Raw genomic sequence first — 23,128 nt, forward strand, 5'->3', positions numbered from 1 at the left:
CGCTTTCTCGTTTAAGCGCTTCGGCCGCCTACCAAGGCGGCTTTTTTTTTAGCGGCGCGTGACGGTCAGCAGCGGCGCGTCCGGCGCGGCGACGTTGAGGGCGAAGGTGTAGGTGGCGGCTTGCGGCGTGTCGAACCAGAGGTCGCGCCCGGCCCAGGCCAGCGCCTGCGCCTTGTCGGCGACGAACTTGCCTTGCTTGTCGCCGCCGCCCAGCTCGACCGAGCGGAAGTCTTTCGCGCCGATCCGGAACCGGCTCAGCCCCTTGGGCAGCGCGACGTCGACGCTGAAGGTGCTGGCGTCCACTTGCAGCAGCGGCGTGGTCGCGCCCCATTTGTTCATGGTGCCGCGCAAGTACAGCGGCGCAGCGGTCAGCTCGGCCACGGTGGCCGGCGCCGACGGCTGGAACTCGATCAGCGTGTCGTCCGGCCAGCTGGCGTCCTGTATCGGCAGCGCGAAGTATTTCTGATGGCGGCCGGGCGAGATCTGCTCGCGCCGCTGCCCATGGACCAGCGTGGCGCTGTCCGAAGGCCAGGGCGCCGGCGTGCCGTAATGGACCCGGGGCGACGCGCACCAGTCGCCGCCGCCCAGCGCCACAGTTGCCACCGCCCGCATCGCGAAGTTGATTTCCTTTTTTGCGATGGCGATCATCACCTGGCATTCCAGCCGTATGTCGCCCAGCCGCCGCATGGTGGCCGGCACATTGGCGCTGCGGATTTCCGGCTTGCCGCTGAAAGTGCCGCGTTTGCGGTTGAGGACCAGGTCGGCATTGTCGTCGTCGGCCGCCTGGCTGCGCGGCAGCACGAAGCCGCCGTCGGCCGCCACCGGCACGGCGATGTCGGTATCGCCGCCGGCGATGCGCAGCGTGACGCCATCGATGACCGCGCCCGGCTGCTGCGGCTTGAGGATGAAGCGCAGCGTGTCGGCATGCGGCGCCAGCTTGTGCTCGCGCTCGAAGGTGTCCAGGCCCGCCAGCAGGTTGCGGTAGGAGCGCAGTTCGGGATGCTTGATGCCGCTGACTTCGACGGTCGGGACCGCTTCCGTCTCCTGCTCATCCGGCGCCTGCTGCGCGCCGGCGCCGGCGAGTGGGAGGAGCATCAGGCTGGCCAGCGTCCGTCGTATCATGGTAGTCAATATTTGGTTTTTGATGATGCAGACTATAACTCAAAAAGACAAAAAAATAGCCGCCATCGCTGGCGGCTATTTTGCGCTGCTCAAGCAGGCTTAGTCGTTGGCGTAGATGTTGTTGTTCTTGGTCTCGCCGACGAACAGCGCACCGATCACGGCCGTGATCAGGGCGATGATGATCGGATACCACAGGCCGTAGTAGATGTCGCCCTTGAACGCCACCAGCGCGAACGAGATGGTCGGCAGCAGGCCGCCGAACCAGCCGTTACCGATGTGGTAAGGCAGGGACATCGAGGTGTAGCGGATGCGGGTCGGGAACATCTCGACCAGCATGGCGGCGATCGGGCCGTACACCATGGTCACGTACAGCACCAGGATGAACAGCACCAGCACCATCATCGGCTTGTTGATCTGCGTGTCGTCGGCCTTGGCTGGATAGCCTGCGGCCTTGATGGCGCCGCCCACTTCCTTCTTCAGCGCGGCTTCGGCATCCTTGCTGGCCTTGTCGAAGTTCAGGCCGTCAGGCGTCATGGTGGCGTTGAAGGCGGTGATTTCCTTGTCGCCCACCTTGATCTTGGCGACGCTGCCGGCCGGCGCTTCCTGCGTGGTGTAGTTCACCGAAGCGTTGGACAACATGCCGGCGGCGATGTCGCACGACGAAGGGAACTTCTTGGTGGCGGTCGGGTTGAACAGGAAGTGGCACGAAGCCGGATCGGCGACCACCACCACTGGCGAGTTCTTCAGCGCGGCTTCCAGCGCCGGGTTGCCGTAGTGGGTCAGGGCGCCGAACAGCGGGAAGTAGGTCGCCGCAGCCAGCACGCAGCCGCCCAGGATGATCCACTTGCGGCCGATCTTGTCCGACAGGATGCCGAAGAAGATGAAGAACGGCGTGGCCAGAGCCAGCGACACGGCGGTCATGATGTTGGCGCTGGCGCCATCGATCTTCAGCACCTGGGTCATGAAGAACAGCGCGTAGAACTGGCCGGTGTACCAGACCACGGCCTGGCCCATGGTCAGGCCCAGCAGCGCCAGGATCACCACTTTCAGGTTGCGCCATTGGCCGAAGGCTTCGCTCAGCGGCGCTTTCGAGGTCTTGCCTTCGGCTTTCATCTTGGCGAAGGCCGGCGATTCATTCATCGACAGGCGGATCCACACCGAAATACCCAGCAGCAGCACCGACACCAGGAACGGCACGCGCCAGCCCCAGGCAGCGAAATCTTCTTCGCCGACGGCGGTACGGGTGCCCAAGATCACCAGCAGCGACAGGAACAGGCCCAGCGTCGCAGTGGTCTGGATCCACGAGGTGAACGAGCCGCGCTTGTCGTGCGGCGCATGCTCGGCCACGTAGGTGGCCGCGCCGCCGTACTCGCCGCCCAGCGCCAGGCCCTGCAGGATGCGCAGCGAGACCAGGATGATGGGCGCCGCGATGCCGATGGCCGCGTACCCGGGTAGCAGGCCGACAATGAAGGTGGAGGCGCCCATGATCAGGATGGTGATCAGGAAGGTGTACTTACGGCCGATCATGTCGCCGAGGCGGCCGAACACCAGCGCGCCGAACGGACGCACAATGAAACCGGCGGCAAACGCCAGCAGTGCGAAAATGAAGGTGGTGGTCGGCTCGCCGATGAAGAACTGCTTGGCGATGATGGGAGCGAGCGAACCGTACAGATAGAAATCGTACCATTCGAAAACCGTCCCCAGCGAGGACGCAAAGATCACCTTGCGTTCTTCCGGCGTGATGCTGCCGGACTTGGGCAGGTTGCGCGGGTCGGCGGTGCCTGATGTTGTCGTCATTTTTGTCTCCGTTAATTTTTTGGATTTCCCCAGCCGAGATAGTTACATTTTCGTCAGCTTGAGCGCAGTGTGTACTGCGAACCTTACGTCAGGCTTGCTTCAAACTTACGCGAAACTTACAGAAATAATTTGCGAACGACCGTACTAAAATATGCTATTCTGATTTCACTGAAAACACCCACCTATACCTACAGGAGACATTCATGATCGACGCCGTCATCGTTTCAACCGCCCGCACGGGCCTGGCCAAATCGTGGAAAGGCGCGTTCAATATGACGCACGGCGCCACGCTGGGCGGCCACGCGCTGCAGGCGGCGATCAGCCGCGCCGGCATCGAGGCGGGCGAGGTTGAGGACGTGCTGATCGGTTGCGCCAATCCCGAGGGCGCCACCGGCGGCAACATCGCGCGCCAGATCGCCATCCGTGGCGGCTGCCCGGTGACGACCGCCGGCATGACCATCAACCGTTTCTGCTCGTCGGGCCTGCAGACCATCGCCACCGCCGCCCAGCGCATCATCGCCGGCGAAGGCGACATCTACGCCGCCGGCGGCGTGGAATCGATCTCCTGCGTGCAGCAGGAGATGAATATGCACATGTACAAGGAAGTCTGGCTGTCGCAGCACAAGCCGGAAATCTACTGGCCGATGCTGCAGACGGCGGAAACCGTGGCCAAGCGCTACAACATCAGCCGCGAGCGCCAGGACGAGTACGGCGTGCAAAGCCAGCAGCGCGCCGCCGCCGCCCAGGCCGCCGGCCTGTTCGACGCCGAGATCGTGCCGATGACCACCACCATGGGCGTGGCCGACAAGGCCAGCGGCATGCTGCTGACGCGCGAAGTGACGATCTCCGCCGACGAAGGCATCCGCGCCGATACAACGTATGAAGCCGTCTCCAAGATCCGCAGCGCCGTGCCCGGCGGCGTCATCAGCGCAGGCAACGCCAGCCAGTTCTCGGACGGCGCCTCGATGTCCATCGTCATGAGCGCGCAGGCCGCAGCGGCCAAGGGCTTGCAGCCGCTGGGCATCTTCCGTGGTTTCGCCGTCGCCGGCTGCGAGCCGGACGAGATGGGCATCGGCCCGGTGTTCGCGATTCCCAAGCTGCTGAAAAAAGCCGGCCTGAAGGTCGAGGACATCGGCCTGTGGGAATTGAACGAAGCCTTCGCCGTGCAGGTGCTGTACTGCGCCGACACGCTGGGCATCCCGATGGACCGGCTGAACGTGAACGGCGGCGCGATCGCCGTCGGCCACCCGTATGGCGTGTCGGGCGCGCGCCTGACCGGCCACGCGCTGCTGGAAGGCAAGCGCCGTGGCGTCAAATATGTGGTCGTCACCATGTGCATCGGTGGCGGCCAGGGAGCGGCGGGCCTGTTCGAAGTGGTGTAAGCGATGCAGTCGCTACTGCTGTCGCGGCGCGATATCGCCTTCATGCTGTACGAATGGCTGGATGCGGAGGCGCTGACGCGGCGCGCCCGCTTCCAGGACCACAACCGCGAGACCTTCGACGCCGCCCTCGACACGGCCGAGCAGCTCGCCACCGGGCTGTTCGCGCCGCATAACAAAAAGAGCGACCAGCAGGAACCGCAGGCCGTGCCAGGCGAGCACTGCCTCGACGTCCGCATCATCGACGAGGTGAAGACGGCGCTGGAAGCGTTCTCGGCCGCCGGCCTGATGGCGGCGGGCCAGGACTACGAGCGTGGCGGCATGCAGCTGCCGGTGGTGGTGGAGAAAGCGCTGGCCGCCTACTTCACGGCGGCCAATGTCGCCACCAGCGCCTACACCTTCCTGACGATGAGCAATGCCAACACCTTGCTCAAATGCGGCACGCCGGAACAGGTGCGGCGCTATGTCGATCCGATGTTCGCGGGCCGCTACTTCGGCACCATGTGCCTGTCCGAACCGCAGGCCGGCTCCAGCCTGTCCGACATCGCCAGCCGCGCGGTGCCCGACCCGCAGCCCGGCGTGGACGGCGAGCGCCAGTTCCGCCTGAGCGGCAACAAGATGTGGATTTCGGCCGGCGAGCACGATCTGTCGGACAACATCGTCCACCTGGTGCTGGCCAAGATACCCGGCCCGGACGGCAAGCTGATTCCTGGCGTCAAAGGCATCTCGCTGTTCATCGTGCCCAAGTTCCTGGTCAACGAAGACGGCAGCCTTGGCGAACGCAACGACGTCGTACTGGCCGGCCTCAACCACAAGATGGGCAATCGCGGCACCACCAACTGCCTGCTCAACTTCGGCGAAGGCAAGTTCCAGCCGCAAGGCAAGGGCGGCGCCATCGCCTACCTGGTCGGCAATCCGCACCAGGGCCTGGCCCAGATGTTCCACATGATGAACGAGGCGCGCATCGGCGTCGGCCTGGGCGCGGCAGTGCTGGGCTACACCGGCTATCTGCACGCGCTCGACTATGCCCGCAACCGTCCGCAAGGCCGCCACCCGGCGCAGAAAGACCCGGCCCAGCCGCAGCTGCCCATCATCGAACACACCGACGTGCGGCGCATGCTGCTGGCGCAAAAGGCCTATGTGGAAGGCGGCCTGGGCCTGGTGCTGTACAGCGCCCGCCTGGTCGACGAGCAGCACAGCGCGGAAACGCCGGAAGCCCGCGAACATGCGGCCCGCCTGCTGGACTTCCTGACGCCGATCACCAAATCCTGGCCATCGCAGTGGTGCGTGGAAGCCAACAGCCTGGCGATCCAGGTGCACGGCGGCTACGGCTACACGCGCGAATACAATGTCGAACAGTTCTACCGCGACAACCGCCTGAACGCCATCCACGAAGGCACGCACGGCATCCACGGGCTCGACCTGCTGGGCCGCAAGGCCAGCATGCAGGATGGCGCGCTGTTCAAGGCCTTCGGCGCCGAGTTGCGCAAGACGGTGCGCAAGGTGCGCGGCAGCGTCGGCGCGCCGGATGCGCTGCCGGCCGAACTGGCCGAGCTGGCCAACATCAGCCGGGAGCTGCTGGCCCATGCCGCCGCGCTCGACGCCGCGTGGCAGGCAGTGGAACTCGTCACGCAAAAGCTGTATGCTGCCGGCGACATGAACGAAACCCTGGCCAACGCCAGCCTGTACCTGGAAGCGGTCGGCCACGTCGTGGTCGCCTGGATCTGGTTGCAGCAGGCCTTGCTGGCCGCTGCGGCCCTGGATGGCGGCGATGCCGATTTCTATCGCGGCAAGCTGCAGGCCTGCCGCTACTTCTTCCGCTGGGAATTGCCGAAAGTCGAACAGCAGCTGGAACTGCTGGCCAGCATAGACACCACCACGCTCGACATGCGCGACGCGTGGTTCTGAACAAGCGATAACTAAAGCGAGACACAATGATCAAGCACATCGTAATGTGGAAACTGAAAGACCATGCGGAAGGCGCAGACCGCGCCGCCAACGCGGCCAGGATGAAAGCGCTGCTGGACGGCTGCGTCGGCCTGGTGCCCGGCCTGCTGAAGCTGGAGGCGGTCATCGCCCAGCCCGGCCTGGAGGCGACCTATGACGTCATGCTGTACTCGGAATTCAGCGACAAGGCCGCGCTGGACGCATACCAGAACCATCCCGACCACGTGGCGATGAAGCCATTCTTCGTCGCGGTGCGCGATGCGCGCCAGTGCATGGACTATGAAATCTAAGGAACCCGCGATGCGTACAACTCAAGAATTGTTTTCCCTGTCCGGCAAGACCGCGCTGATCACCGGCGGTTCGCGCGGCCTGGGCCTGCAAATGGCGCTGGCGCTGGGCGAGCAGGGCGCCAAGGTCGTCATCTCCTCGCGCAAGCAGCCCGACCTCGATGAGGCCGTGGCCTACCTGACCAGCCACGGCATCGACGCCCACGCCGTCGCCGCCGATCTGTCTCAGGACGCGCACGCGGACGCCCTGGTGACGGCCGCGCTGGCCCACCTCGGTCACATCGACATCCTGGTCAACAACGCCGGCGCCAGCTGGGGCGCGCCCGCCGAAGACCATCCGGTCGAAGCGTGGGACAAGGTGATGAACCTGAACATCCGCAGCATCTTCGTGGTGTCGCAGCTGGTCGGCAAGCGCTCGATGATCCCGCGTGGCTACGGCCGCATCATCAACATCGCCTCGATCGCCGGCCTGGCCGGCAATCCGCCGGGCACCATGCAGACCATCGCCTACAACACCTCGAAAGGCGCGCTGGTCAACTTCACGCGCACCTTGGCCGGCGAGTGGGGCCGCCACGGCATCACCGTCAACGCGCTGGCGCCTGGCTTCTTCCCGTCCAAGATGACCAAGGGCTTGCTGGAGAAACTGGGCCCGGACGAATTGTCCAAGGATGCGCCGCTGGGCCGCCTCGGCGACGACGAGGACTTGAAAGGCGCGGCCGTGCTGTTCGCTTCCGACGCGGGCAAGCACATCACCGGCCAGATCCTGGCGGTGGACGGCGGCGTGTCGGCGGTCTGACCATGGTGCAGATTCCCAAGACTTACCAGCGCATCGTGCTGGCGGCGCGTCCGCGCGGCCCGGTGGCGCCGGAAAACTTCCGGCTGGAGACGCTGGACGTGCCCCAACTGGCAGACGGCGAAGTCCTGATACGCAACCACTATCTTTCGCTGGATCCGTACATGCGCGGCCGCATGAGCTCGGCCAAGAGCTACGCCAGCTCGCAGCCGCTGGACCAGACCATGATAGGCGGCACGGTAGGCCAGGTGGTGGCCTCGCGCAACGACTACTACCAGGTTGGCGAGTTCGTCGGCGGCGTGCTGGGCTGGGCCGAGATGGGCGTGTCGGACGGCGTCCTGCTGCGCAAGCTGGACACCACCCGCATCCCGCTGTCGGCCTACCTGGGCGTGGTCGGCATGCCGGGCATGGCGGCCTGGTACGGCTTCAACCAGATACTCGAAGCTGGCGCCGGCGATACGGTGGTGGTGTCGGCCGCAGCCGGCGCGGTGGGCAGCGTGGTCGGACAGCTGGCGCGGCTGCGCGGCTGCCGCGTGGTTGGCATCGCCGGCGGGCCGGAGAAGTGCGAGTACGTGGTCAGGCAGCTGGGCTTCGATGCCTGCGTCGACTACAAGGCCGGCAACCTGGAGGCCGACCTGGCCGCCGCCACGCCGGACGGCGTCGACGCCATCTTTGAAAACGTCGGCGGCGCCTGCCTCGACGCCTCGCTGGCGCGCACCAACGCGTTTGCGCGCGTGGCGCTGTGCGGCCTGATCGCCGGCTTCAACGGCCAGGAAATGCCGATCAAGAATTCGCGCCTGCTGCTGCTCAACCGTGTGACGCTGCGCGGCTTCATCATCACCGAACACATGGAATTCTGGCAGCAGGGCTTGCAGGAACTGGCCGTGCTGGTCGCCAACCACCAGATCAAATACCGCGAAACGGTAGCGGAGGGCCTCGCGGCCGCGCCGCAAGCGTTCATGGGCCTGCTGCAAGGGCAAAACATCGGCAAACAACTGGTCAAGCTCATCTAATGAAAACATTCAGAGGCAAGGTCGTCGTCATCACCGGCGGCGCGAGTGGTTTGGGCCGCGAATTCGCCAACGTGGCGGCGCGTGAAGGCATGAAGCTGGTGCTGGCGGACGTGCAGGGCGACGCGCTACAACGCGCCGTCGAGGAGTTGAAGGCGCAGGGCGCCAGCGTCATTTCGCAGTTGTGCGACGTGCGCAAGGGCGAGCAGGTGCAGGCGCTGGCCGATGCGGCGGTCGCCGAATTCGGCGCCGTGCATCTGGTGTTCAACAACGCCGGCGTCGGTTCGGGCGGGCTGATCTGGGAGAACACCGAGGCCGACTGGGAATGGGTGATGGGCGTGAACGTGTGGGGCGTGATCCACGGCGTGTGCATCTTCACCAGGCTGATGCTGGAGGCGGCCAAGGGCGATCCATCGTTCGAAGGCCACATCGTCAACACGGCGTCGATGGCGGGCTTGCTCAATGCGCCGGCGATGGGCGTGTACAACGTCTCCAAGCATGCGGTGGTGGCGCTGTCGGAGACCTTGTACCAGGACTTGCAGCTGGTTGGTGCGCCTATTGGCGCGTCGGTGCTGTGTCCGTATTTCGTGCCGACCGGGATCAGCCAGTCGCACCGCAACCGTCCCGAGGACGTGCGCATGACGCAAGGCCCGACCGCCAGCCAGCTGGCGGCGCAAGCCATGACGGACAAGGCTGTATCGTCGGGCAAGGTGTCGGCGCAGGACGTGGCGGAGATCACCTTCAAGGCCATCGCCGACGGCGACTTCTACATCTACTCGCATCCGGGCGCGCTGGCCGGTGTGCAGGAGCGCATGCAGCACGTCGTCGCCGGCACCAATCCCGGCGATCCGTATGCCGCCACGCCGCATGTGCGCGAGGCGCTGCGGGCGAAGATGAAGCTGGGCTGATGGTGCAAAAGGCGCGCATCGCGGCGTTCCAGCCGGACGCCCCGTGACGTCTTAGTCCGCTTGCAGCCTGGCGGCGATGGCCTGGCCGGCTTCCGTGGTGCTGGCCGTGCCGCCCATGTCCGGCGTGCGCTGGCCGTCCAGCAGCCAGGCTTCGATGGCGGCGACGATGGCGTCGTGCGCGGCGCGGTAGCTGGCGTCGCCGTTGCCGAGGAAGTCCAGCATCATCGCGCCGGACCAGATCATGGCGACCGGATTGGCGATATTCCTGCCGTAGATGTCGGGCGCCGAGCCGTGCACCGGCTCGAACAAGGACGGCCATTGCCGATCAGGATTCAGGTTGGCCGACGGCGCGATGCCTATCGTGCCGGTGCAGGCCGGGCCGAGGTCGGAAAGGATGTCGCCGAACAGGTTGGACGCCACCACCACATCGAAGCGTTCCGGCGACAGCACGAAGCGGGCCGCCAGGATATCGATGTGGTACTGGTCCCACGTCACGTCCGGATAATCCCTGGCCATCTCGGCCACGCGTTCGTCCCAGTACGGCATGCTGATCGAGATGCCGTTCGACTTGGTGGCCGAGGTCAGGTGCTTGCGCGGCCGGCTCTGCGCGAGGTCGAAGGCGTATTGCAGCACGCGGTCCACGCCGGTGCGGGTGAAGATGGCTTCCTGTAGCACGAACTCGCGCTCCGTCCCTTCAAACATGCGGCCGCCGACGGACGAATATTCGCCCTCGGTGTTTTCGCGCACGATGTAGAAGTCGATGTCGCCGGGCTGTTTGTTGGCCAGCGGGCAAGGCACGCCGGGCATCAGGCGCACCGGCCGCAGGTTGACGTACTGGTCGAACTGGCGGCGGAACTTCAGCAGCGATCCCCACAGCGAAATGTGGTCGGGCACCAGCGCCGGCCAGCCGACCGCGCCGAAGAAGATGGCTTCGTAGTCTTGTAGCTGTTCGAACCAGTCGTCCGGCATCATCTTGCCGTGTGCGGCGTAGTAGTCGCAGCTGGCCCACTCGAAGCGGGTCCATTCGATCTGGATGTTGAAGCGGCGGGCCGCGGCCTCGACCACGCGTATGCCTTCGGGCATGACTTCCTTGCCGATGCCGTCTCCGGCGATCACTGCGATTTTGTGCGTTTTCATGGGCGTTCTCCTTGGCGACCAGGATAGCGCGATCCTGGGCATGTCGCCGGCCTATGTCAGCAAGCGCGTCGGCATGCTGGAGGAGGCGGCCAATGTGTGGGAGGTGTATCCGCAACGGTTGGCCGGCTCGGCCAAGGTGCGCGTGTGCGTGGACTTCCTGGAGCGGCATCTGGCGTGCGACAATCGCGCATCGCCAACTCGCCCGCACGCCGATGAACAACACCGCCAGCCATGAGATCCGCACCGGAGACTGGACCGCACTCCAGGCCGACGCCAAACTGATACGATTTGAAGTCTTCGTCGAAGAACAGAAAGTCCCCGCCGAACTGGAAATGGACCACATGGATGCGGTCTGCCTGCATGCAGTGGCCTACGATGCGAACGGCACGCCGGTCGGCACCGGCCGCCTGCTGCCGGATGGCCACATCGGCCGCATGGCGGTGCGCCAGGCCGGGCGCGGCAGCGGCGTCGGCGGCGCCTTGCTGCAAGTGCTGATGGCGCAGGCGCGCGCCCGTGGCGACCGGCAGGTGGTGCTCAGCGCGCAATCGCACGCCGCGCCGTTCTACGAGCGCCACGGCTTCGCCATCGACGGCGAAGAATTCTTTGAGGCGGGCATCGCCCATATCAACATGCAGTACACCTTTTAAGGAGCACGGCCATGACGCACATCGTAGAGAATTTCGACCCCAAGCTGGACCTGGTATTTGAACGCGACATCGACATCGCGCCGGAACTGGTGTGGGCCGCGTGGACCAAGCCCGAGCATCTGGTGCACTGGTTCACGCCGTCGCCGTGGAAGACCCTGGAAGCGCACAGCGACCTGCGTCCGGGCGGCCTGTTCAGCTCGGTGATGGCCGGACCGAACGGCGAGCGCCACCACAATCACGGCTGCTACCTGGAGGTGGTGGAAAACCGCCGCCTGACCTGGACCGACGCGCTGGGCCCCGGCTACCGCCCGACCGGTAATGCGTTCATCACCGCCGTGGTGTCGATGGAGCCGCTGCCCAACGGCGGCACACGCTACATCGCCTGCGCCCGCCACAAGGACGAGGCCACCGTCGAGGCGCACAAGCAGATGGGCTTCAAGGAAGGCTGGGGCAAGGCCCTCGACCAGCTGGTCGCCTACATGAAGCAGCTTTAAAGGCTGCCGCGCACGCCCAAGTAATAGCGGCGGCCGATCGGGTCGTAGACGCTGGCGTTGGTCTCGGTGCCGATGGTGTCGCCGGTCAGGCCGCTGATCACCGGCGCCGGCTTGGTATTGAAGGCGTTGTCGATACCGAGGTAGAGCGACACCGTCTTGCGCAGCGCGTAGCTGAGCTGGAAGTCGTTGACGACTTTGGCGCCTACTTTGACGCTGCCGGCCGCAAGCTTGAACTGCGCCAGCAACTGGTCATCCAGGGCCGAGGCGCCGACGTAGCTGGTGGTCGAGCTGATGCTCCATTCCCGCCATTGATAACCCAGGTTGAGCATGGCCTTGTTGCGAGGATAGCCCACTTCGCCTGCGGCCTGGTCGGCAGGCGTCCCCGGCAGCGGGATGCTGTAGAACTCCTTCAGATACGTGTAGGCGAGCCGGACGGCCAGGCGCCCCGGTCCCAGCGTGCCGGTCCAGGCGCCGGTCAGGTCGACGCCCGAGGTGCCGGTGCCGCCGCTGTTAGTGACGGCGCTGTCGATATAGGTCAGCGCACCGGCGCTGAAGGCGCCGGAATTGCTGGCGCGGCGCGTGATGAATTGACAGAAGCTGCTGTTGCCGCCGTTGTAGCACTGGTCGAGCGCATATTGGCGTGGCGTGGTGACGATGGCGTCGGCGATCTTGATGTTGAAGTAGTCCGCCGTGAAGGTGAACCTGGCCGGCGTGTACACCAGGCCGACCGTGCTGGAGCGGCCTTTCTCCGCCTTCAGGCCGGGGTTGCCGCGGTTGTAGCCGCTCAGCGCCTGGATGTCCGGCTGGCTGAGCGTGAATTTGCCGTTGGCGTTGATGTTGGCCAGCACGCCGGCGTCGGCGCGGCAGGCGGTGTCGCGCGCGCCGGTCGAGTTGGCCGTGACGCCGCTGCACGGATCGACGATGCCGGTCGGGAAGACCTGGCTGGGCGGCAGGTACAGCTCGTTGATATTGGGCGCCCGTGTCGACAGGGCGCGGGTGGCGCGCAGTTTCAGCGTATCCGCCGTGCGCCATTCGAGGCCGGCGTTCCAGCTGTTGGCGGTGCCGATGGTGGAGTAGCGGCCGGAGCGGAAGGCGCCCAGGAAGCTCAGGTCTTTGGCGTATGCGCGGTCCTTCAGCAGCGGCACGCGCGCCTCGGCGAAGAACTCCCGCACCGAGAAGCTGCCCGACGTGGCGGGCAGGACTGCGCCGGAAATCAGGCCGCCCTGGGTCAGCGCATCGGGAATGCTGGACGAGCTCTCCTTGCGCCATTCGAAGCCGGCCGCCACGCCGACTTTGCCTGCCGGTAGCGCGAACGCTTCGCCGCTGATGGAGGCGCCGGCCAGTTTTTGCGTGATCTCCACATCCAGTATGCTGGGCACCGTCACATAGGCCAGCGCGGCCGGCGAGATGGTGTTGTAGCCAAAAATATTCAGCGGCGAGCAGCCTTGGGCGCGGGCCGCCGCATCGGCACAGACGGCGGCGCCGCCGGCGTCGGGAATGGCTTGCATGGCGTTGCGGAATCTCTGCAGGTCGACCTGGCCGTCGGCCCGCTGGTGTTCGCGGGTCTTGCCGTAGACCAGATAGCTGTCGTAGCGCCAGCCGTCCAGCGTGCCTTTCAAGCCGGTGGCCAGGCGCGAGGTGTCGCGGTCGATGCCGGCCTGGCGGTTGCCGATCTCGGCCAGGCGGCGGCTGAAGCTGTAGTCGCGCAGGCCGTCGCCGGTGCTGTCGGCGCTGCGGTCGTACAGGTATTGCGGCACCAGCGGATTGCGCACCGCCACGCCGTTGACCATGGTTTCGGCGGGCACCTGGCCGTTGCTGCTTTTGTAGAAGTCCGCCGAGGACAAGGCCAGCGGCTCGATGATGGTGCGCACCTTGGTGCTGCTGTAGTTGCCCTCGACGAAGCCGATGACGGCGGGCGTGAAGGCGTGCTCGCCGTTCAGTGCCAGCAGATAGCGCTCGGTCGGCACGGCGATGGTGCGGAAGGCCGAGCGGTTGAAGCCGGTCGCGGCCAGGCCGAGCGCGGCGTCGCCGTTGGTGGACCAGGGGATCACATTGCCCTGCGCATCGTAGGTGTAGTTGCCGGCCTTGCCGGCCGCGTCCTTGTTGTAGAAGAAGCGGCCCTGCGGCGCGGCCACCGAGTAATTGCGCACCGGGACAAAGGCATCGGCCGCCAGCCCGCTGCTGAGCATCTTGGAAATCTGGTCCTGGGCCGACATGTCGCGGTCGCGCGAGGACACGGCGCCCTGGCGCGTGTAGGCCAGATGACCCATCAGGCTGGTGCGGCCGTCGGCGCTGTCGTAGCCGTAGCTGAGCGCCATTTTCTTCTTGAAGTCGTCGCCGTGGCTGCTGCGGCCGGTGCTGGCGTCAAAGCTCAAGCCGCTCAGATTGCGCTTGAGGATGATGTTGATGACGCCGGCCACGGCATCCGAACCATATGTGGCCGACGCGCCGCCGGTCAGCAGTTCGATGCGTTCGATGAAGTCGGTGGGGATGGCGTTGAGATCGACCGCGCTGCTGCCGGACACGCCCGCCACGAAGCGGCGGCCGTTGACCAGCACCAGTGTGCGGGCGTCGCCTAGGTTGCGCAGGTTGACGCTGGTGACGCCGCCGCCGGTCGGCAGGAAGTTGGAATTGTTGCGGCTGAACGCGGGCGCGCCCAGCGTCGGGTTCTTTTGCAGCAGTTCCTGCAGGTTGGTGGCGCCGGAGGCGGCGATGTCGGCCGCACTGAGGATTTGCAGCGGCGAGGGCGATTCCGCGCCGGGCGCGGCCAGCCTGGTGCCGGTGACGTGCACGGTCGGTATGTCGGTCGCGCCGTCCTGGGCCCAGACAGACTGGCTGCCGAGCGCCATGCCGCAGGCCCCCAAGGCGCGCCATGCGTTGCGGCGCGAGATTGTTCTTGTCATGGCTAACCCTCCTGGATGGACGAAAACAGGATTGCTGGTTGCTAGCGTTCTATTTCTAACAGAACACTTTACGCAACAAGGTGGGAGGGTGTAAACAATTTACGTCGTTCTCGTCCGTAAACGCAACAGGCTTACTGGCCGTACTTTTTGAGCAGGGCGCCCAGGCGCGCCGGGCCGTGCGTGCCGTACCACTGCCAGATGGCTTCGGCCTGTTTGGGATTCTGGTCGTAGTAGGTCTTGCTCAGGGCCAGCCAGGCGGTGGAGGTGAACAGCGGCTTGTCGAGGCGGGTGAACTCCTTGCCGTAGCGCGCAGCCACGGTGGCGTCCATATCGTCCTGCGAGGCCAGCGATACGGCAAAGCCATCGATGCGGCGGCGTCGCAGCTTTTCGAAATTGGTGTCGGGATTGGCGGCGCCCTGGTCGACCTGCACGCCGCGCTCGCGCAGCACCTTGATGTGCGGCGCGCCATGCGACAGGCCGATGATACGGCCGCGCATCACCACGGCCGGGTCGCCGTTCTTGGGCAGGCCGTCGGCGGTGCGCACGAACACCACGCTGTACAAGGCCATGCCGCGCGTGGGGTCGGGCTTGCCGTGCTTGTCGAGTGGATAAACGATGTGCGGCGAAGCGCCGACCACGTCCGGGGAAAACAGCGAGGTGGCGTCGATCTTGCCGGCTTCCATGCTCATGCGCAGGCGCGGCGGCGGCATGCGCACCATCACGGTCTCGCAGCCCGCGCTGGCGGCGGCGTCGCGGGTCAGCTCGGCCAGCGCGCCGGCGGCCGGCTTGGCTTCATTGGGGCCGTTGCCGAGGTAGTAGGGTGGAACGGCCTGGTCGGTGTAGCCGAAGCGCAGTGGCGCGCAGGCCGCTGCGGCCTGGCCGGCCAGCAAGGTTAACATCGGTAAGGACAGCAGCAGCGTTACACGCATAGGCATGGCACAAATAGCAAGTCCTGCGGCGGGCCGGGATGGCCGGACGCAGACGGGTCTGTTCGCTAGTGTATCAGCATCTCTTGCAAGGTCGCCGGTGCATCGGCGTAGAGCTTCACCACGGTGGAGGTGCGGGTGCCGTAGCTGGGGCTTTCGATGCGCACCGCCGACAGCACGCGTTCCAGGTCCAGCGGCACACCGGTTTCCGGCAGGCGCTGGTCGGGCGCGGGCGTGGTGTCGGCCAGCATTTCGAAGAAGGCGTCGTCCGGCGCGCCCAGGCATAGCAGGCTGGCGAACTGGGCTTTGGTCTTGACCACCTTCGGCCACGGCGCATCGAGCAGCGCGTTCGACAGGCCGTACACGCCCGGCTCCAGCGGCAGGCCGTTGCGCGGGTCGGCGTCGCCGCGGTTGGAGAACCAGATCAGCGTGTCGCCGTCGCTCAGCACCAGGTTGAAGCCGTTGTAGGCGCCGGCGTCGGCGCGGATGGCGTCGACGTATTCCTGCGGCGTCATGCTGCCGGCCAGGAAGTCGGCGACCAGGTGGCCGCGCGACGGGGCGTCGTCGCGGTGCTCGGACGGCGCGCGGATATTGGTGATGGCGGCAAAGCGCGAGGCGTTGCGGCCCGCTGCCGGTTGGGTGATGCCCATCCAGCTGCCGCCGGCCTGCAGGTCGCGGCCGGCGTAGATTTGCGGGTGTTCCGGCCACGCGGCGGCCGGCGCGGTGGCGCGCTGGTAGAACTCATCACGGTTGGCCGCAGCCACCAGCGGTACTGCCGGTATGACCCGCCAGGCAAAAACGATCAGGCACATGTGACTAAATCCGTAAAAACTTCGGTATGACGCGGGCCGACGATCCAGGCCGACAATCCGGCCTGTTCGACGGCGCGCTCCAGCGCGGCGGCAAAGCCGTCGGGCGTGGCGGCATAGACTTCCATCCATGTCTGCTTGCCGTCGGTCGCCTGCGGCCGGCGCTTGAGCTGGCAGGCGACGCCGTGCAGCGCGCCCAGCGCGGCCTGCATGGGGACGACCGCCGCCAGCAAGGATGGCGCGTCGCCATCCTTGACCTGATAGTAGATGTAGAGATCCATGCTAGAGATCGAGTGGGTCCAGCACGTAAGGCATGTCGAGGAAGGTCAGCGGTGCGCCGTCGGGCGAGCCCAGGCGGACCGAGGCCGCTTCGATGGCGGCCAGTTTCATTTCGACCAGCGCATCGATGCCGCCCTTGCCGTTGGGCGCGGCGTTGACCACCATGCCGCATGGCTGTTCGGGATCGGCCGTGGCGAACACTTCGACACCGGCCGCGGCGGCCGCGTCGGCGATGCTGACCAGCGTGGTGCGCCGCTTCAGCTTGCCCAGGTACTGGCTGCGGGCGACGATTTCCTGCCCCGGATAGCAGCCCTTCTTGAAGTTGACGCCGCCCAGCAGCTCGAAGTTGACCATCTGCGGGACGAACTGTTCCTGCGTGGCCTTGGTGATTTGCGGAATGCCGGCATGGATTTCCGACAGATGCCAGGCGTCCGTGCGGCCGACCGACAGCTTGGCTGCCAGCTCCGGCACCACGGTCTGCGCCACTTCGGCCGACATCAGCCACTGGTAGCGCGCCGCGCCGAAGGCATCGGCCACGCGCAGCAACGTGCCCAGCGGATGGTCGAGTTTGGTGAACGGTTTTGCCGGCAGCGGGTCGAACCAGTTTTGCAGCGCATCTTCGGCCATGCCCCCGCCCAGGCCCAGCACGACCTGGTTGGCCGGCAGTTCGCCCGCATCGCTGAGCTTGGTCTTGGCGCGCAGCACGAACATCGACAAGCGCTTCTGCACCGGCGCCTGGATCTCGCGCGGCAGTTGCAGGAAGATGGTGCTGGCGTTACGCCACATCAGGAACGAGGCCAGCAGCCGGCCTTTGGGCGAGCAGTAACCGGCCAGGCGAACTTCGTCCAGGCCCAGGTGCTCGACGTCGTTGGTCAGCTGGTTGTGCAGGAAACCGGCCGATTCCTCGCCGTCCAGCGCGATCAGGCCCTGGTCGCCGATCGGCGCGACAAAGCCCACGGCCAGCTGGGTGGTGGTCAGCGGCTGGGCTTGCTGTACTAAAAGTTCATTCCAAGAAGACATAATTTCCAATAATTTGACGATTAAAGCATTATCATTACGGGCTCATTATAGTGATGTCGGACGGATCGCGTCGGATGCCGCGCAAAACGCGGCACTGGCGGACTGTGCCAAGAAGTGGCAAGCTGTGCGACTTGATCCAACCCAACGGCTTTAAACAATGGCTTTTATAAAAAAAATCATCACCTTGTGCATCATGCTGGCCATCGCCGGCGGCGGCTATTTTGTCTACTGGTCCCAGCACCCGATCATCGGCGATGAGATCGAACCCATCGAATTCACCATCGCGCCCGGCAGCGGCGCCCACGCCGCCGGCCAGCAGATCGCCGAAGCCGGCGTGCCGATCCAGCCGTTGCTGTTCAACCTGCTGGCGCGCGTGACCAATAAAAGCGGCAAGCTGAAGGCCGGCGCCTACGAACTGAAGCCGGGCACCACGCCGCTGCGCCTGATCGAGCAACTGGTGCGCGGCGAGTTCGCGCAGGAGCAGCTGACCATCATCGAGGGCTGGACCTTCCGCCAGATGCGGGCCGCCATCGCCGCCCACAAGGGCTTGAAGCACGATACGGTGGCGCTGTCGGACAAGGAAGTGATGAGCGCGATCGGCTCGGAATACAAGCAGCCGGAGGGGATGTTCTTCCCCGATACCTATCTGTTCGCCAAGGGCGCCAGCGATTTGCAGATCTACAAGCAGGCGCACGGCATCCTGCTCACCCGCCTGAACGAGGCCTGGGAAAAGCGCGATCCGGCGCTGCCGTACAAAACCCCGTATGAGGCGCTGACCATGGCGTCGATTGTCGAAAAGGAAACGGGCCAGAAGTCCGAACGCGGCATGATCGCCGGCGTGTTCGTCAACCGCCTGAAGCTGGGCATGTTGCTGCAAACCGATCCGACCGTGATCTACGGCATGGGCAACCGCTACGACGGCAAGATCCGCAAATCGGATCTGGAGACCGACACCCCGTACAATACCTATACCCGCACCGGCCTGCCGCCGACGCCGATCGCCTTGCCGGGCGTGCAATCGCTGGCGGCGGCTCTGGCGCCGGCCAAGACGGCGGCGCTGTATTTCGTTTCCAAGGGCAACGGCACCAGCCAGTTCTCCGATAATTTGACCGACCACAACCGGGCGGTCAACAAGTACCAAAGATAATTCATGACTCAACACCGCGGTAAGTTCATCACCTTCGAAGGCATAGACGGCGCCGGCAAATCGACCCACATCGCCTTTGTCGGCGACTATCTGAAAAACAAGGGCATCAAGCTGGTCAGCTCGCGCGAGCCGGGCGGCACGCCGTTGGGCGAAAAGCTGCGCGACCTGGTGCTGCACGAAAAAATGCATCTGGAAACCGAGGCGCTGCTGATGTTCGCCAGCCGCCGCGAGCACATCGCCCAGGTGATCGAGCCGGCGCTGCACAGTGGCGCGTGGGCCATCTCCGACCGCTTCACCGACGCCAGCTTCGCCTACCAGGGCGGCGGCCGGGGCATGGACCTGGCCAAGCTGGAGGCGCTGGAGCAGTGGGTGCACCCGCATCTGCAGCCCGACCTGACGCTGCTGTTCGACGTGCCGCTGGAAGTGGCGCGCGCACGCCTGGACGCCACCCGCTCGCTGGACAAGTTCGAGCAGGAAAAGGCCGACTTCTTCGCCGCCACCCGCAACGAATACCTGCGCCGCGCCACGCAGTTCCCGGCCCGCTTCCGCGTGATCGATTCGACCCAGTCGATTCCGGACATCCAGGTGAGGATCGCGGCCATCCTCGATGAAATGCTTGCACTTTAAAAGTATTGCATAAGCGATTGTTTTAAAACAGAATACCAATAATGAGTAATTCCATATATCCGTGGCAAGAATCGTCCTGGCAGCAGCTGCAACTGCTGCGCCAGCGCATGCCGCACGCCATCCTGTTCCATGGCGCCGCCGGGATAGGCAAGTCCGACTTCATCGAACGCTTCGCCCAGGGCCTGTTGTGCGAGGCCGTGCTGCCGGACGGCCACGCCTGCGGCCAGTGCGCGTCCTGCGGCTGGTTCTCCCAGCAAAACCACCCGGACTACCGCCGTGTGCGGCCGGAAGCGCTGGAGGACGAGCCCGCCGAGAGCGAAGAGGGCGAAGGCGAGGCCAAGAAGACCGCCAAGTCGGCCAAGGCGCCATCCAAAGAGATCAAGATCGAGCAAATCCGCAACCTGTCGGATTTCATGAACATTTCCACCCACCGCCAGGGCTTGCGGGTGGTGGTGCTGTACCCGGCCGAGGCGCTGAACATGCCGGCCTCCAACGCCTTGCTGAAGACGCTGGAAGAGCCGCCGCCGGGTACGGTATTCCTGCTGGCCTCCAACAGCCTGGACCGGCTGCTGCCGACCATCCTGTCGCGCTGCCGCAAGTTCGCGCTGCCCATGCCCACCCACGCCGAGGCGCTGGCCTGGCTGAAGGCCCAGGGCGTGCCGGACGCCGACAGCTGGCTGCGCGAGCAGGGCGGCGCGCCGCTGGCCGCGATGACGCAGGCGGAAACCGGCAACCGCGACGATCTGGAGGTGTTGCTGCAATTGCTGGCGCATCCCAGCGTCGAGGGTGCGTTAAAAGTTGCTGATAAACTGCAAAAAGTGCCGCTTGGTGCACAGGTTTCCTGGTTGCAGCGCTGGCTTTATGACCTGTTTTCCTACAAACTGGCAGGTAACATCCGGTACTATCCGCGCTACCAGAAGGAACTGGCCAGCCTGGCGGGCAAGATCCACGTCAGCCGTCTGATGGCAGCGATCAAGGGAGCGAATGAACGCCGGGCCACCGCCGACCATCCGCTGTCGCCGAAGCTGTTCCTGGAGGATATGTTGCTCGATTACGCCGCCTGCTGCGCCTGAAAGGGAGTCCATGTCCGCTGCCAGCCCTCTCGACCCGACCGCCGCGCCTGCCGTTGCGCGGCCGACGGTATTATCGCTGGCCATCAAGGAAAAAGCCGCGCTGTACGCGGCCTATATGCCTTTCCTGAAAAACGGCGGCATGTTCGTGCCGACCCAGAAGCCCTACAAGATCGGCGACGAGATCTACCTGATCCTGGCGCTGATGGACGACCCCAACAAATATCCGATCGCCGGCAAGGTCGCCTGGATCACGCCGGCCGGCGCGCACAACAACAAGGCGCAGGGCATAGGCGTGCACTTCCCGGAAGACGAGAGCGGCCAGCGCGCCCGCCTGCGCATCGAAGAGATACTCGGCGCCGCGCTGCGTTCGTCGCGCGCCACGCATACGCTTTGATCCACGCTTTAATTTCCCCACTGCTCCGAACGACATGACCACAGCTTTCCGCCACCGCCTTGCCACGCTCGACGATTTGCCGACCATCGTTGCCATCTACAACACCACCATCGCCTCGCGCGAAGTCACGGCCGATACCGAGCCGGTGTCGGTGGAGTCGCGCCTGCCGTGGTTCCACGAGCACACGCCGGACAAGCGCCCGCTGTGGATCATCGAACGCGCCGATGATGCGGCCGCCCAACCGGAAACGCTGGGCTGGATGTCGTACTCGAACTTCTATGGCCGCCCAGCCTACTCGGGCACGTCGGAGATTTCGATCTACATCGCCGAAGCGTGGCGCGGCAAGGGTGTCGGCGGCTACTGCATCGCGCAGGCCATCGCCCATGCGCCGGCGATCAAGGTGCATACCTTGCTGGGTTTTATCTTCGGCCACAACCAGCCTAGCCTGGGCCTGTTCGCCAAGTTCGGCTTTGCCACCTGGGCCAACCTGCCCAAGGTGGCCAATCTGGACGGCGTCGAGCGCGACCTGATCATCCTGGGCAAGCGCGTCGCCTGAGCATTTTCCTGATCGTTACTTCAGCGCGCGGTCGACGGCTGCGCGTATCTGGCCGGTGGCGCACACCACCGCCGAGTGGCCGCAATCGCCCTCCAGCACCGTGGTCGTGGCCCGCACCTTGCGCGCGAACGCCAGCGCCGGCTCGGGATTGACGATCAAGTCCTGGCGCGGGTTGATGATGTGGACCTTGGCCTTTACCTTGCCGGCGGCATCGTCGCCGATGTCCTGCGCCAGGAAGGCGCGGATTTGCCAGCGCATGTCGTTGGCGTCGGCCGCATCCGGGTCTGGCTCCACTGTCTTCGCGATGAACTTCTCGACCTCCGTCGGCTTGGTCCTGGCGTTGCGGTAGGCCGGCGTGTCGAAGTGCGTAGCGAAGATCTGGTGGTAGAGCGGCAGCCTGGGGTTCTGCTTGTACTCGCCGTTGGCATATTCCGGATCGGCCAGCATCGCCGCTTCCTCGGTGCGCCAGAACAGCAGGTCGTAGCTGGTCTGGCGCGGCGTGCCGGCAATCGGTACCGCCACGTCCATGTAGCCGGGATGGCTCACGATCCACTGGAAGGTCTGGGTGGCGCCCATCGAATAGCCGACGATCGCGTGCACGTGCTTGAGCCCCAGCTTGTCGTTCAACAGCCGGAACTCGGACTGCACCATATCGCGCACGGTAAAGACCGGGAAGGCGGTGCCGTGCTGCGTCGCGCTGTTGGAGGGCGAGCAGGCCACGCCATTGCCTATCGCATCGATCACGATCACGTAATGCCCGGCCGTGTTGAGCAGGCCTTTCGGACCCAGCAGCTCGACCGCCTCGGCGCTGGTGCCGGTGTGCCACGGCAGGAACACGACCGCGTTGGAGCGGGCGGCGTTCAGCGTGCCGATGGTGCGGTAGCCGAGCTTGCAATCCTTGATGACGGCGCCGCTTTCCAGATGCACATCGCCGAGGTCGGCGAATTGCTGGGGCGGTGCATCGGCGGCGGTGGCGGCCAGGGGCAGGGCGAGCACGAGGGCGGGGGCAAGACGGCTGAACATCAGGCGGACTCCGGCAGTGATTGGGAACGCCGATTCTAGGCCAGGCGCGCTTGAGTTACAATCACGGCATGTTTATCGATTCCCATTGCCACATTAATTTCCCCGAGCTGGCTGCTCGCATGCCCGAAATCCTGGCCAGGATGGCCGACAACAAAGTGACCCACGCGCTATGCGTGTCGGTCGACTTACCGGATTTCCCTCAGGTGCTGGCGCTGGCCCACGAATATCCGCATATCTACGCCTCGGTCGGCGTGCACCCGGATTATGAAGACACGCCCGAACCGAGCGTCGAACAGCTGGTCGAGCTGGCCAACGATCCGAAGATCATTGCCATCGGCGAGACCGGGCTGGACTACTTCCGCCTGCAAGGCGACCTCGAGTGGCAGCGCGAGCGCTTCCGCACGCACATCAAGGCATCGCGCATCACGCGCAAGCCGCTTATCATCCACACCCGCAACGCCAGCGAAGACACCATCCGCATCATGCGCGAAGAGGGCGCAGGCACCGAGGCGGGCGGCGTGGCCGGCGTCATGCATTGCTTTACCGAGTCGCTGGAAGTGGCGCGCGCGGCGATCGAGATGGGCTTCTACATTTCCTTCTCCGGCATCGTCACCTTCAAGAGCGCCAAGGATTTGCAGGCGGTGGCGCTGGAAGTGCCGCTGGAACGCATCCTGATCGAGACCGATTCGCCCTACCTGGCGCCGATGCCGCACCGTGGCAAGATGAACGAGCCGGGCTTCGTCGCCCACGTCGGCGAGTACATCGCCAAGCTCAAGGGCGTGCCGGTGGAGCAGGTCGCCGAACAGACGACGGCCAATTTCTTCAAACTGTTCAACGTGGCGGCGTGACC

Annotated in this window: 24 protein-coding genes; 15 read left to right on the forward strand and 9 right to left on the reverse strand. The window is 65.2% G+C overall.

Going from position 1 to position 23,128, the window contains the following annotated elements:
- Nucleotides 1-48: 48 nt before the first annotated feature.
- On the reverse strand, nucleotides 49-1,095 hold the full coding sequence (locus tag DUGA2_RS00845) for a hypothetical protein (protein ID WP_141753149.1): 1,047 nt from the start codon (nucleotides 1,093-1,095) through the stop codon (nucleotides 49-51).
- Between the two features lie 126 nt (nucleotides 1,096-1,221).
- Nucleotides 1,222-2,919 (reverse strand): MFS transporter, encoded by a 1,698-nt coding sequence (locus DUGA2_RS00850; protein ID WP_070266648.1) that lies wholly within the window; start codon nucleotides 2,917-2,919, stop codon nucleotides 1,222-1,224.
- Nucleotides 2,920-3,122: 203 nt separating this feature from the next.
- Between DUGA2_RS00850 and DUGA2_RS00855 the strand changes: the two genes are divergently transcribed.
- The 6 genes from DUGA2_RS00855 to DUGA2_RS00880 are packed head-to-tail and all read left to right on the forward strand — an operon-like array spanning nucleotide 3,123 to nucleotide 9,243.
- Nucleotides 3,123-4,301 carry an acetyl-CoA C-acyltransferase gene (locus DUGA2_RS00855; protein WP_070266649.1) on the forward strand — a complete coding sequence of 393 codons (1,179 nt, stop codon included), beginning with the start codon at nucleotides 3,123-3,125 and terminating at the stop codon, nucleotides 4,299-4,301.
- 3 nt (nucleotides 4,302-4,304) lie between these two features.
- Nucleotides 4,305-6,206, forward strand: coding sequence for an acyl-CoA dehydrogenase (locus DUGA2_RS00860; protein WP_070266650.1), 1,902 nt, complete (start codon nucleotides 4,305-4,307; stop codon nucleotides 6,204-6,206).
- A 26-nt stretch (nucleotides 6,207-6,232) separates the two neighbouring features.
- Nucleotides 6,233-6,535, forward strand: a complete 303-nt coding sequence (locus DUGA2_RS00865; RefSeq protein ID WP_070266651.1) for a Dabb family protein — start codon at nucleotides 6,233-6,235, stop codon at nucleotides 6,533-6,535.
- 10 nt (nucleotides 6,536-6,545) lie between these two features.
- Entirely contained in the window at nucleotides 6,546-7,328 is a 783-nt protein-coding gene (locus tag DUGA2_RS00870; RefSeq protein ID WP_070266652.1) for an SDR family oxidoreductase, read from the forward strand.
- 2 nt (nucleotides 7,329-7,330) lie between these two features.
- Nucleotides 7,331-8,338 (forward strand): NADP-dependent oxidoreductase, encoded by a 1,008-nt coding sequence (locus DUGA2_RS00875; protein WP_070266653.1) that lies wholly within the window; start codon nucleotides 7,331-7,333, stop codon nucleotides 8,336-8,338.
- Nucleotides 8,338-9,243 carry an SDR family oxidoreductase gene (locus tag DUGA2_RS00880; protein ID WP_070266654.1) on the forward strand — a complete coding sequence of 302 codons (906 nt, stop codon included), beginning with the start codon at nucleotides 8,338-8,340 and terminating at the stop codon, nucleotides 9,241-9,243. The genes DUGA2_RS00875 and DUGA2_RS00880 overlap by 1 nt, the downstream gene beginning before the upstream one ends.
- Before the next feature lie 51 nt (nucleotides 9,244-9,294).
- On the opposite strand, the gene DUGA2_RS00885 is transcribed toward DUGA2_RS00880, so the two are convergent.
- A complete protein-coding gene (locus tag DUGA2_RS00885) occupies nucleotides 9,295-10,380 on the reverse strand; it encodes a tartrate dehydrogenase (RefSeq protein WP_070266655.1) in 1,086 nt (361 codons plus the stop codon).
- Between DUGA2_RS00885 and DUGA2_RS00890 the strand changes: the two genes are divergently transcribed.
- From DUGA2_RS00890 to DUGA2_RS00900, 3 genes are read left to right on the forward strand one after another with little or no spacing between them, the layout of a single operon-like run.
- Nucleotides 10,379-10,615, forward strand: coding sequence for a hypothetical protein (locus DUGA2_RS00890; protein ID WP_070266656.1), 237 nt, complete (start codon nucleotides 10,379-10,381; stop codon nucleotides 10,613-10,615). The two genes, DUGA2_RS00885 and DUGA2_RS00890, sit on opposite strands and share 2 nt — an antisense overlap.
- Complete coding sequence (locus DUGA2_RS00895; RefSeq protein WP_070266657.1) at nucleotides 10,593-11,027, forward strand: GNAT family N-acetyltransferase; 435 nt, start codon at nucleotides 10,593-10,595, stop codon at nucleotides 11,025-11,027. The genes DUGA2_RS00890 and DUGA2_RS00895 overlap by 23 nt, the downstream gene beginning before the upstream one ends.
- Before the next feature lie 11 nt (nucleotides 11,028-11,038).
- On the forward strand, nucleotides 11,039-11,521 hold the full coding sequence (locus tag DUGA2_RS00900; RefSeq protein WP_070266658.1) for an SRPBCC family protein: 483 nt from the start codon (nucleotides 11,039-11,041) through the stop codon (nucleotides 11,519-11,521).
- On the opposite strand, the gene DUGA2_RS00905 is transcribed toward DUGA2_RS00900, so the two are convergent.
- From DUGA2_RS00905 to DUGA2_RS00925, 5 genes are all read right to left on the reverse strand, one after another.
- Nucleotides 11,518-14,424: a TonB-dependent receptor domain-containing protein gene (locus DUGA2_RS00905; protein WP_070266659.1), complete on the reverse strand. Its 2,907-nt coding sequence runs from the start codon at nucleotides 14,422-14,424 to the stop codon at nucleotides 11,518-11,520. The genes DUGA2_RS00900 and DUGA2_RS00905 overlap by 4 nt on opposite strands.
- A 131-nt stretch (nucleotides 14,425-14,555) precedes the next feature.
- Entirely contained in the window at nucleotides 14,556-15,359 is an 804-nt protein-coding gene (locus DUGA2_RS00910) for a hypothetical protein (protein WP_141753150.1), read from the reverse strand.
- Nucleotides 15,360-15,418: 59 nt separating this feature from the next.
- Nucleotides 15,419-16,162 carry an NRDE family protein gene (locus DUGA2_RS00915; protein ID WP_070266661.1) on the reverse strand — a complete coding sequence of 248 codons (744 nt, stop codon included), beginning with the start codon at nucleotides 16,160-16,162 and terminating at the stop codon, nucleotides 15,419-15,421.
- Nucleotides 16,153-16,440 (reverse strand): DUF4936 family protein, encoded by a 288-nt coding sequence (locus tag DUGA2_RS00920; RefSeq protein ID WP_070266662.1) that lies wholly within the window; start codon nucleotides 16,438-16,440, stop codon nucleotides 16,153-16,155. Before DUGA2_RS00920 ends, DUGA2_RS00915 begins: the two co-directional genes overlap by 10 nt.
- A 1-nt stretch (nucleotide 16,441) precedes the next feature.
- Nucleotides 16,442-17,458, reverse strand: a complete 1,017-nt coding sequence (locus DUGA2_RS00925) for a folate-binding protein YgfZ (RefSeq protein WP_070266663.1) — start codon at nucleotides 17,456-17,458, stop codon at nucleotides 16,442-16,444.
- Between the two features lie 157 nt (nucleotides 17,459-17,615).
- Between DUGA2_RS00925 and mltG the strand changes: the two genes are divergently transcribed.
- Genes mltG through DUGA2_RS00950 form a run of 5 tightly spaced genes read left to right on the forward strand, consistent with a single transcriptional unit; the run spans nucleotide 17,616 to nucleotide 21,255 of the window.
- Nucleotides 17,616-18,605, forward strand: a complete 990-nt coding sequence (mltG, locus tag DUGA2_RS00930) for an endolytic transglycosylase MltG (RefSeq protein ID WP_141753151.1) — start codon at nucleotides 17,616-17,618, stop codon at nucleotides 18,603-18,605.
- Between the two features lie 3 nt (nucleotides 18,606-18,608).
- The gene (gene tmk / locus DUGA2_RS00935; RefSeq protein WP_070266664.1) at nucleotides 18,609-19,232 is read left to right on the forward strand and encodes a dTMP kinase; all 624 of its coding nucleotides are present in this window, start codon (nucleotides 18,609-18,611) and stop codon (nucleotides 19,230-19,232) included.
- Between the two features lie 41 nt (nucleotides 19,233-19,273).
- Nucleotides 19,274-20,305: a DNA polymerase III subunit delta' gene (locus DUGA2_RS00940; RefSeq protein WP_070266665.1), complete on the forward strand. Its 1,032-nt coding sequence runs from the start codon at nucleotides 19,274-19,276 to the stop codon at nucleotides 20,303-20,305.
- A 10-nt stretch (nucleotides 20,306-20,315) separates the two neighbouring features.
- A complete protein-coding gene (locus tag DUGA2_RS00945; RefSeq protein WP_008448417.1) occupies nucleotides 20,316-20,699 on the forward strand; it encodes a PilZ domain-containing protein in 384 nt (127 codons plus the stop codon).
- A 34-nt stretch (nucleotides 20,700-20,733) separates the two neighbouring features.
- Nucleotides 20,734-21,255 carry a GNAT family N-acetyltransferase gene (locus DUGA2_RS00950; RefSeq protein WP_070266666.1) on the forward strand — a complete coding sequence of 174 codons (522 nt, stop codon included), beginning with the start codon at nucleotides 20,734-20,736 and terminating at the stop codon, nucleotides 21,253-21,255.
- Between the two features lie 15 nt (nucleotides 21,256-21,270).
- Here the strand turns inward: DUGA2_RS00950 and DUGA2_RS00955 are convergent, their stop codons facing one another.
- The gene (locus DUGA2_RS00955) at nucleotides 21,271-22,278 is read right to left on the reverse strand and encodes an alpha/beta fold hydrolase (protein WP_070266667.1); all 1,008 of its coding nucleotides are present in this window, start codon (nucleotides 22,276-22,278) and stop codon (nucleotides 21,271-21,273) included.
- A 68-nt stretch (nucleotides 22,279-22,346) separates the two neighbouring features.
- Between DUGA2_RS00955 and DUGA2_RS00960 the strand changes: the two genes are divergently transcribed.
- Complete coding sequence (locus DUGA2_RS00960) at nucleotides 22,347-23,126, forward strand: TatD family hydrolase (RefSeq protein WP_070266668.1); 780 nt, start codon at nucleotides 22,347-22,349, stop codon at nucleotides 23,124-23,126.
- Nucleotides 23,127-23,128 lie beyond the last annotated feature (2 nt).

The organism is Duganella sp. HH101 (genome assembly GCF_001758795.1).
GTDB classification, from domain to species: domain Bacteria; phylum Pseudomonadota; class Gammaproteobacteria; order Burkholderiales; family Burkholderiaceae_D; genus Rugamonas; species Rugamonas rivuli.

What these genes read in the sequence shown, in the direction of transcription:
- DUGA2_RS00845 (WP_141753149.1), bottom strand. Translation starts at nt 1,095, where the DNA reads ATGCTCCTCCCACTCGCCGGCGCCGGCGCGCAGCAGGCGCCGGATGAG.
- DUGA2_RS00850 (WP_070266648.1), bottom strand. Translation starts at nt 2,919, where the DNA reads ATGACGACAACATCAGGCACCGCCGACCCGCGCAACCTGCCCAAGTCC.
- DUGA2_RS00855 (WP_070266649.1), top strand. Translation starts at nt 3,123, where the DNA reads ATGATCGACGCCGTCATCGTTTCAACCGCCCGCACGGGCCTGGCCAAA.
- DUGA2_RS00860 (WP_070266650.1), top strand. Translation starts at nt 4,305, where the DNA reads ATGCAGTCGCTACTGCTGTCGCGGCGCGATATCGCCTTCATGCTGTAC.
- DUGA2_RS00865 (WP_070266651.1), top strand. Translation starts at nt 6,233, where the DNA reads ATGATCAAGCACATCGTAATGTGGAAACTGAAAGACCATGCGGAAGGC.
- DUGA2_RS00870 (WP_070266652.1), top strand. Translation starts at nt 6,546, where the DNA reads ATGCGTACAACTCAAGAATTGTTTTCCCTGTCCGGCAAGACCGCGCTG.
- DUGA2_RS00875 (WP_070266653.1), top strand. Translation starts at nt 7,331, where the DNA reads ATGGTGCAGATTCCCAAGACTTACCAGCGCATCGTGCTGGCGGCGCGT.
- DUGA2_RS00880 (WP_070266654.1), top strand. Translation starts at nt 8,338, where the DNA reads ATGAAAACATTCAGAGGCAAGGTCGTCGTCATCACCGGCGGCGCGAGT.
- DUGA2_RS00890 (WP_070266656.1), top strand. Translation starts at nt 10,379, where the DNA reads ATGGGCGTTCTCCTTGGCGACCAGGATAGCGCGATCCTGGGCATGTCG.
- DUGA2_RS00885 (WP_070266655.1), bottom strand. Translation starts at nt 10,380, where the DNA reads ATGAAAACGCACAAAATCGCAGTGATCGCCGGAGACGGCATCGGCAAG.
- DUGA2_RS00895 (WP_070266657.1), top strand. Translation starts at nt 10,593, where the DNA reads ATGAACAACACCGCCAGCCATGAGATCCGCACCGGAGACTGGACCGCA.
- DUGA2_RS00900 (WP_070266658.1), top strand. Translation starts at nt 11,039, where the DNA reads ATGACGCACATCGTAGAGAATTTCGACCCCAAGCTGGACCTGGTATTT.
- DUGA2_RS00905 (WP_070266659.1), bottom strand. Translation starts at nt 14,424, where the DNA reads ATGACAAGAACAATCTCGCGCCGCAACGCATGGCGCGCCTTGGGGGCC.
- DUGA2_RS00910 (WP_141753150.1), bottom strand. Translation starts at nt 15,359, where the DNA reads ATGCCTATGCGTGTAACGCTGCTGCTGTCCTTACCGATGTTAACCTTG.
- DUGA2_RS00915 (WP_070266661.1), bottom strand. Translation starts at nt 16,162, where the DNA reads ATGTGCCTGATCGTTTTTGCCTGGCGGGTCATACCGGCAGTACCGCTG.
- DUGA2_RS00920 (WP_070266662.1), bottom strand. Translation starts at nt 16,440, where the DNA reads ATGGATCTCTACATCTACTATCAGGTCAAGGATGGCGACGCGCCATCC.
- DUGA2_RS00925 (WP_070266663.1), bottom strand. Translation starts at nt 17,458, where the DNA reads ATGTCTTCTTGGAATGAACTTTTAGTACAGCAAGCCCAGCCGCTGACC.
- mltG (WP_141753151.1), top strand. Translation starts at nt 17,616, where the DNA reads ATGGCTTTTATAAAAAAAATCATCACCTTGTGCATCATGCTGGCCATC.
- tmk (WP_070266664.1), top strand. Translation starts at nt 18,609, where the DNA reads ATGACTCAACACCGCGGTAAGTTCATCACCTTCGAAGGCATAGACGGC.
- DUGA2_RS00940 (WP_070266665.1), top strand. Translation starts at nt 19,274, where the DNA reads ATGAGTAATTCCATATATCCGTGGCAAGAATCGTCCTGGCAGCAGCTG.
- DUGA2_RS00945 (WP_008448417.1), top strand. Translation starts at nt 20,316, where the DNA reads ATGTCCGCTGCCAGCCCTCTCGACCCGACCGCCGCGCCTGCCGTTGCG.
- DUGA2_RS00950 (WP_070266666.1), top strand. Translation starts at nt 20,734, where the DNA reads ATGACCACAGCTTTCCGCCACCGCCTTGCCACGCTCGACGATTTGCCG.
- DUGA2_RS00955 (WP_070266667.1), bottom strand. Translation starts at nt 22,278, where the DNA reads ATGTTCAGCCGTCTTGCCCCCGCCCTCGTGCTCGCCCTGCCCCTGGCC.
- DUGA2_RS00960 (WP_070266668.1), top strand. Translation starts at nt 22,347, where the DNA reads ATGTTTATCGATTCCCATTGCCACATTAATTTCCCCGAGCTGGCTGCT.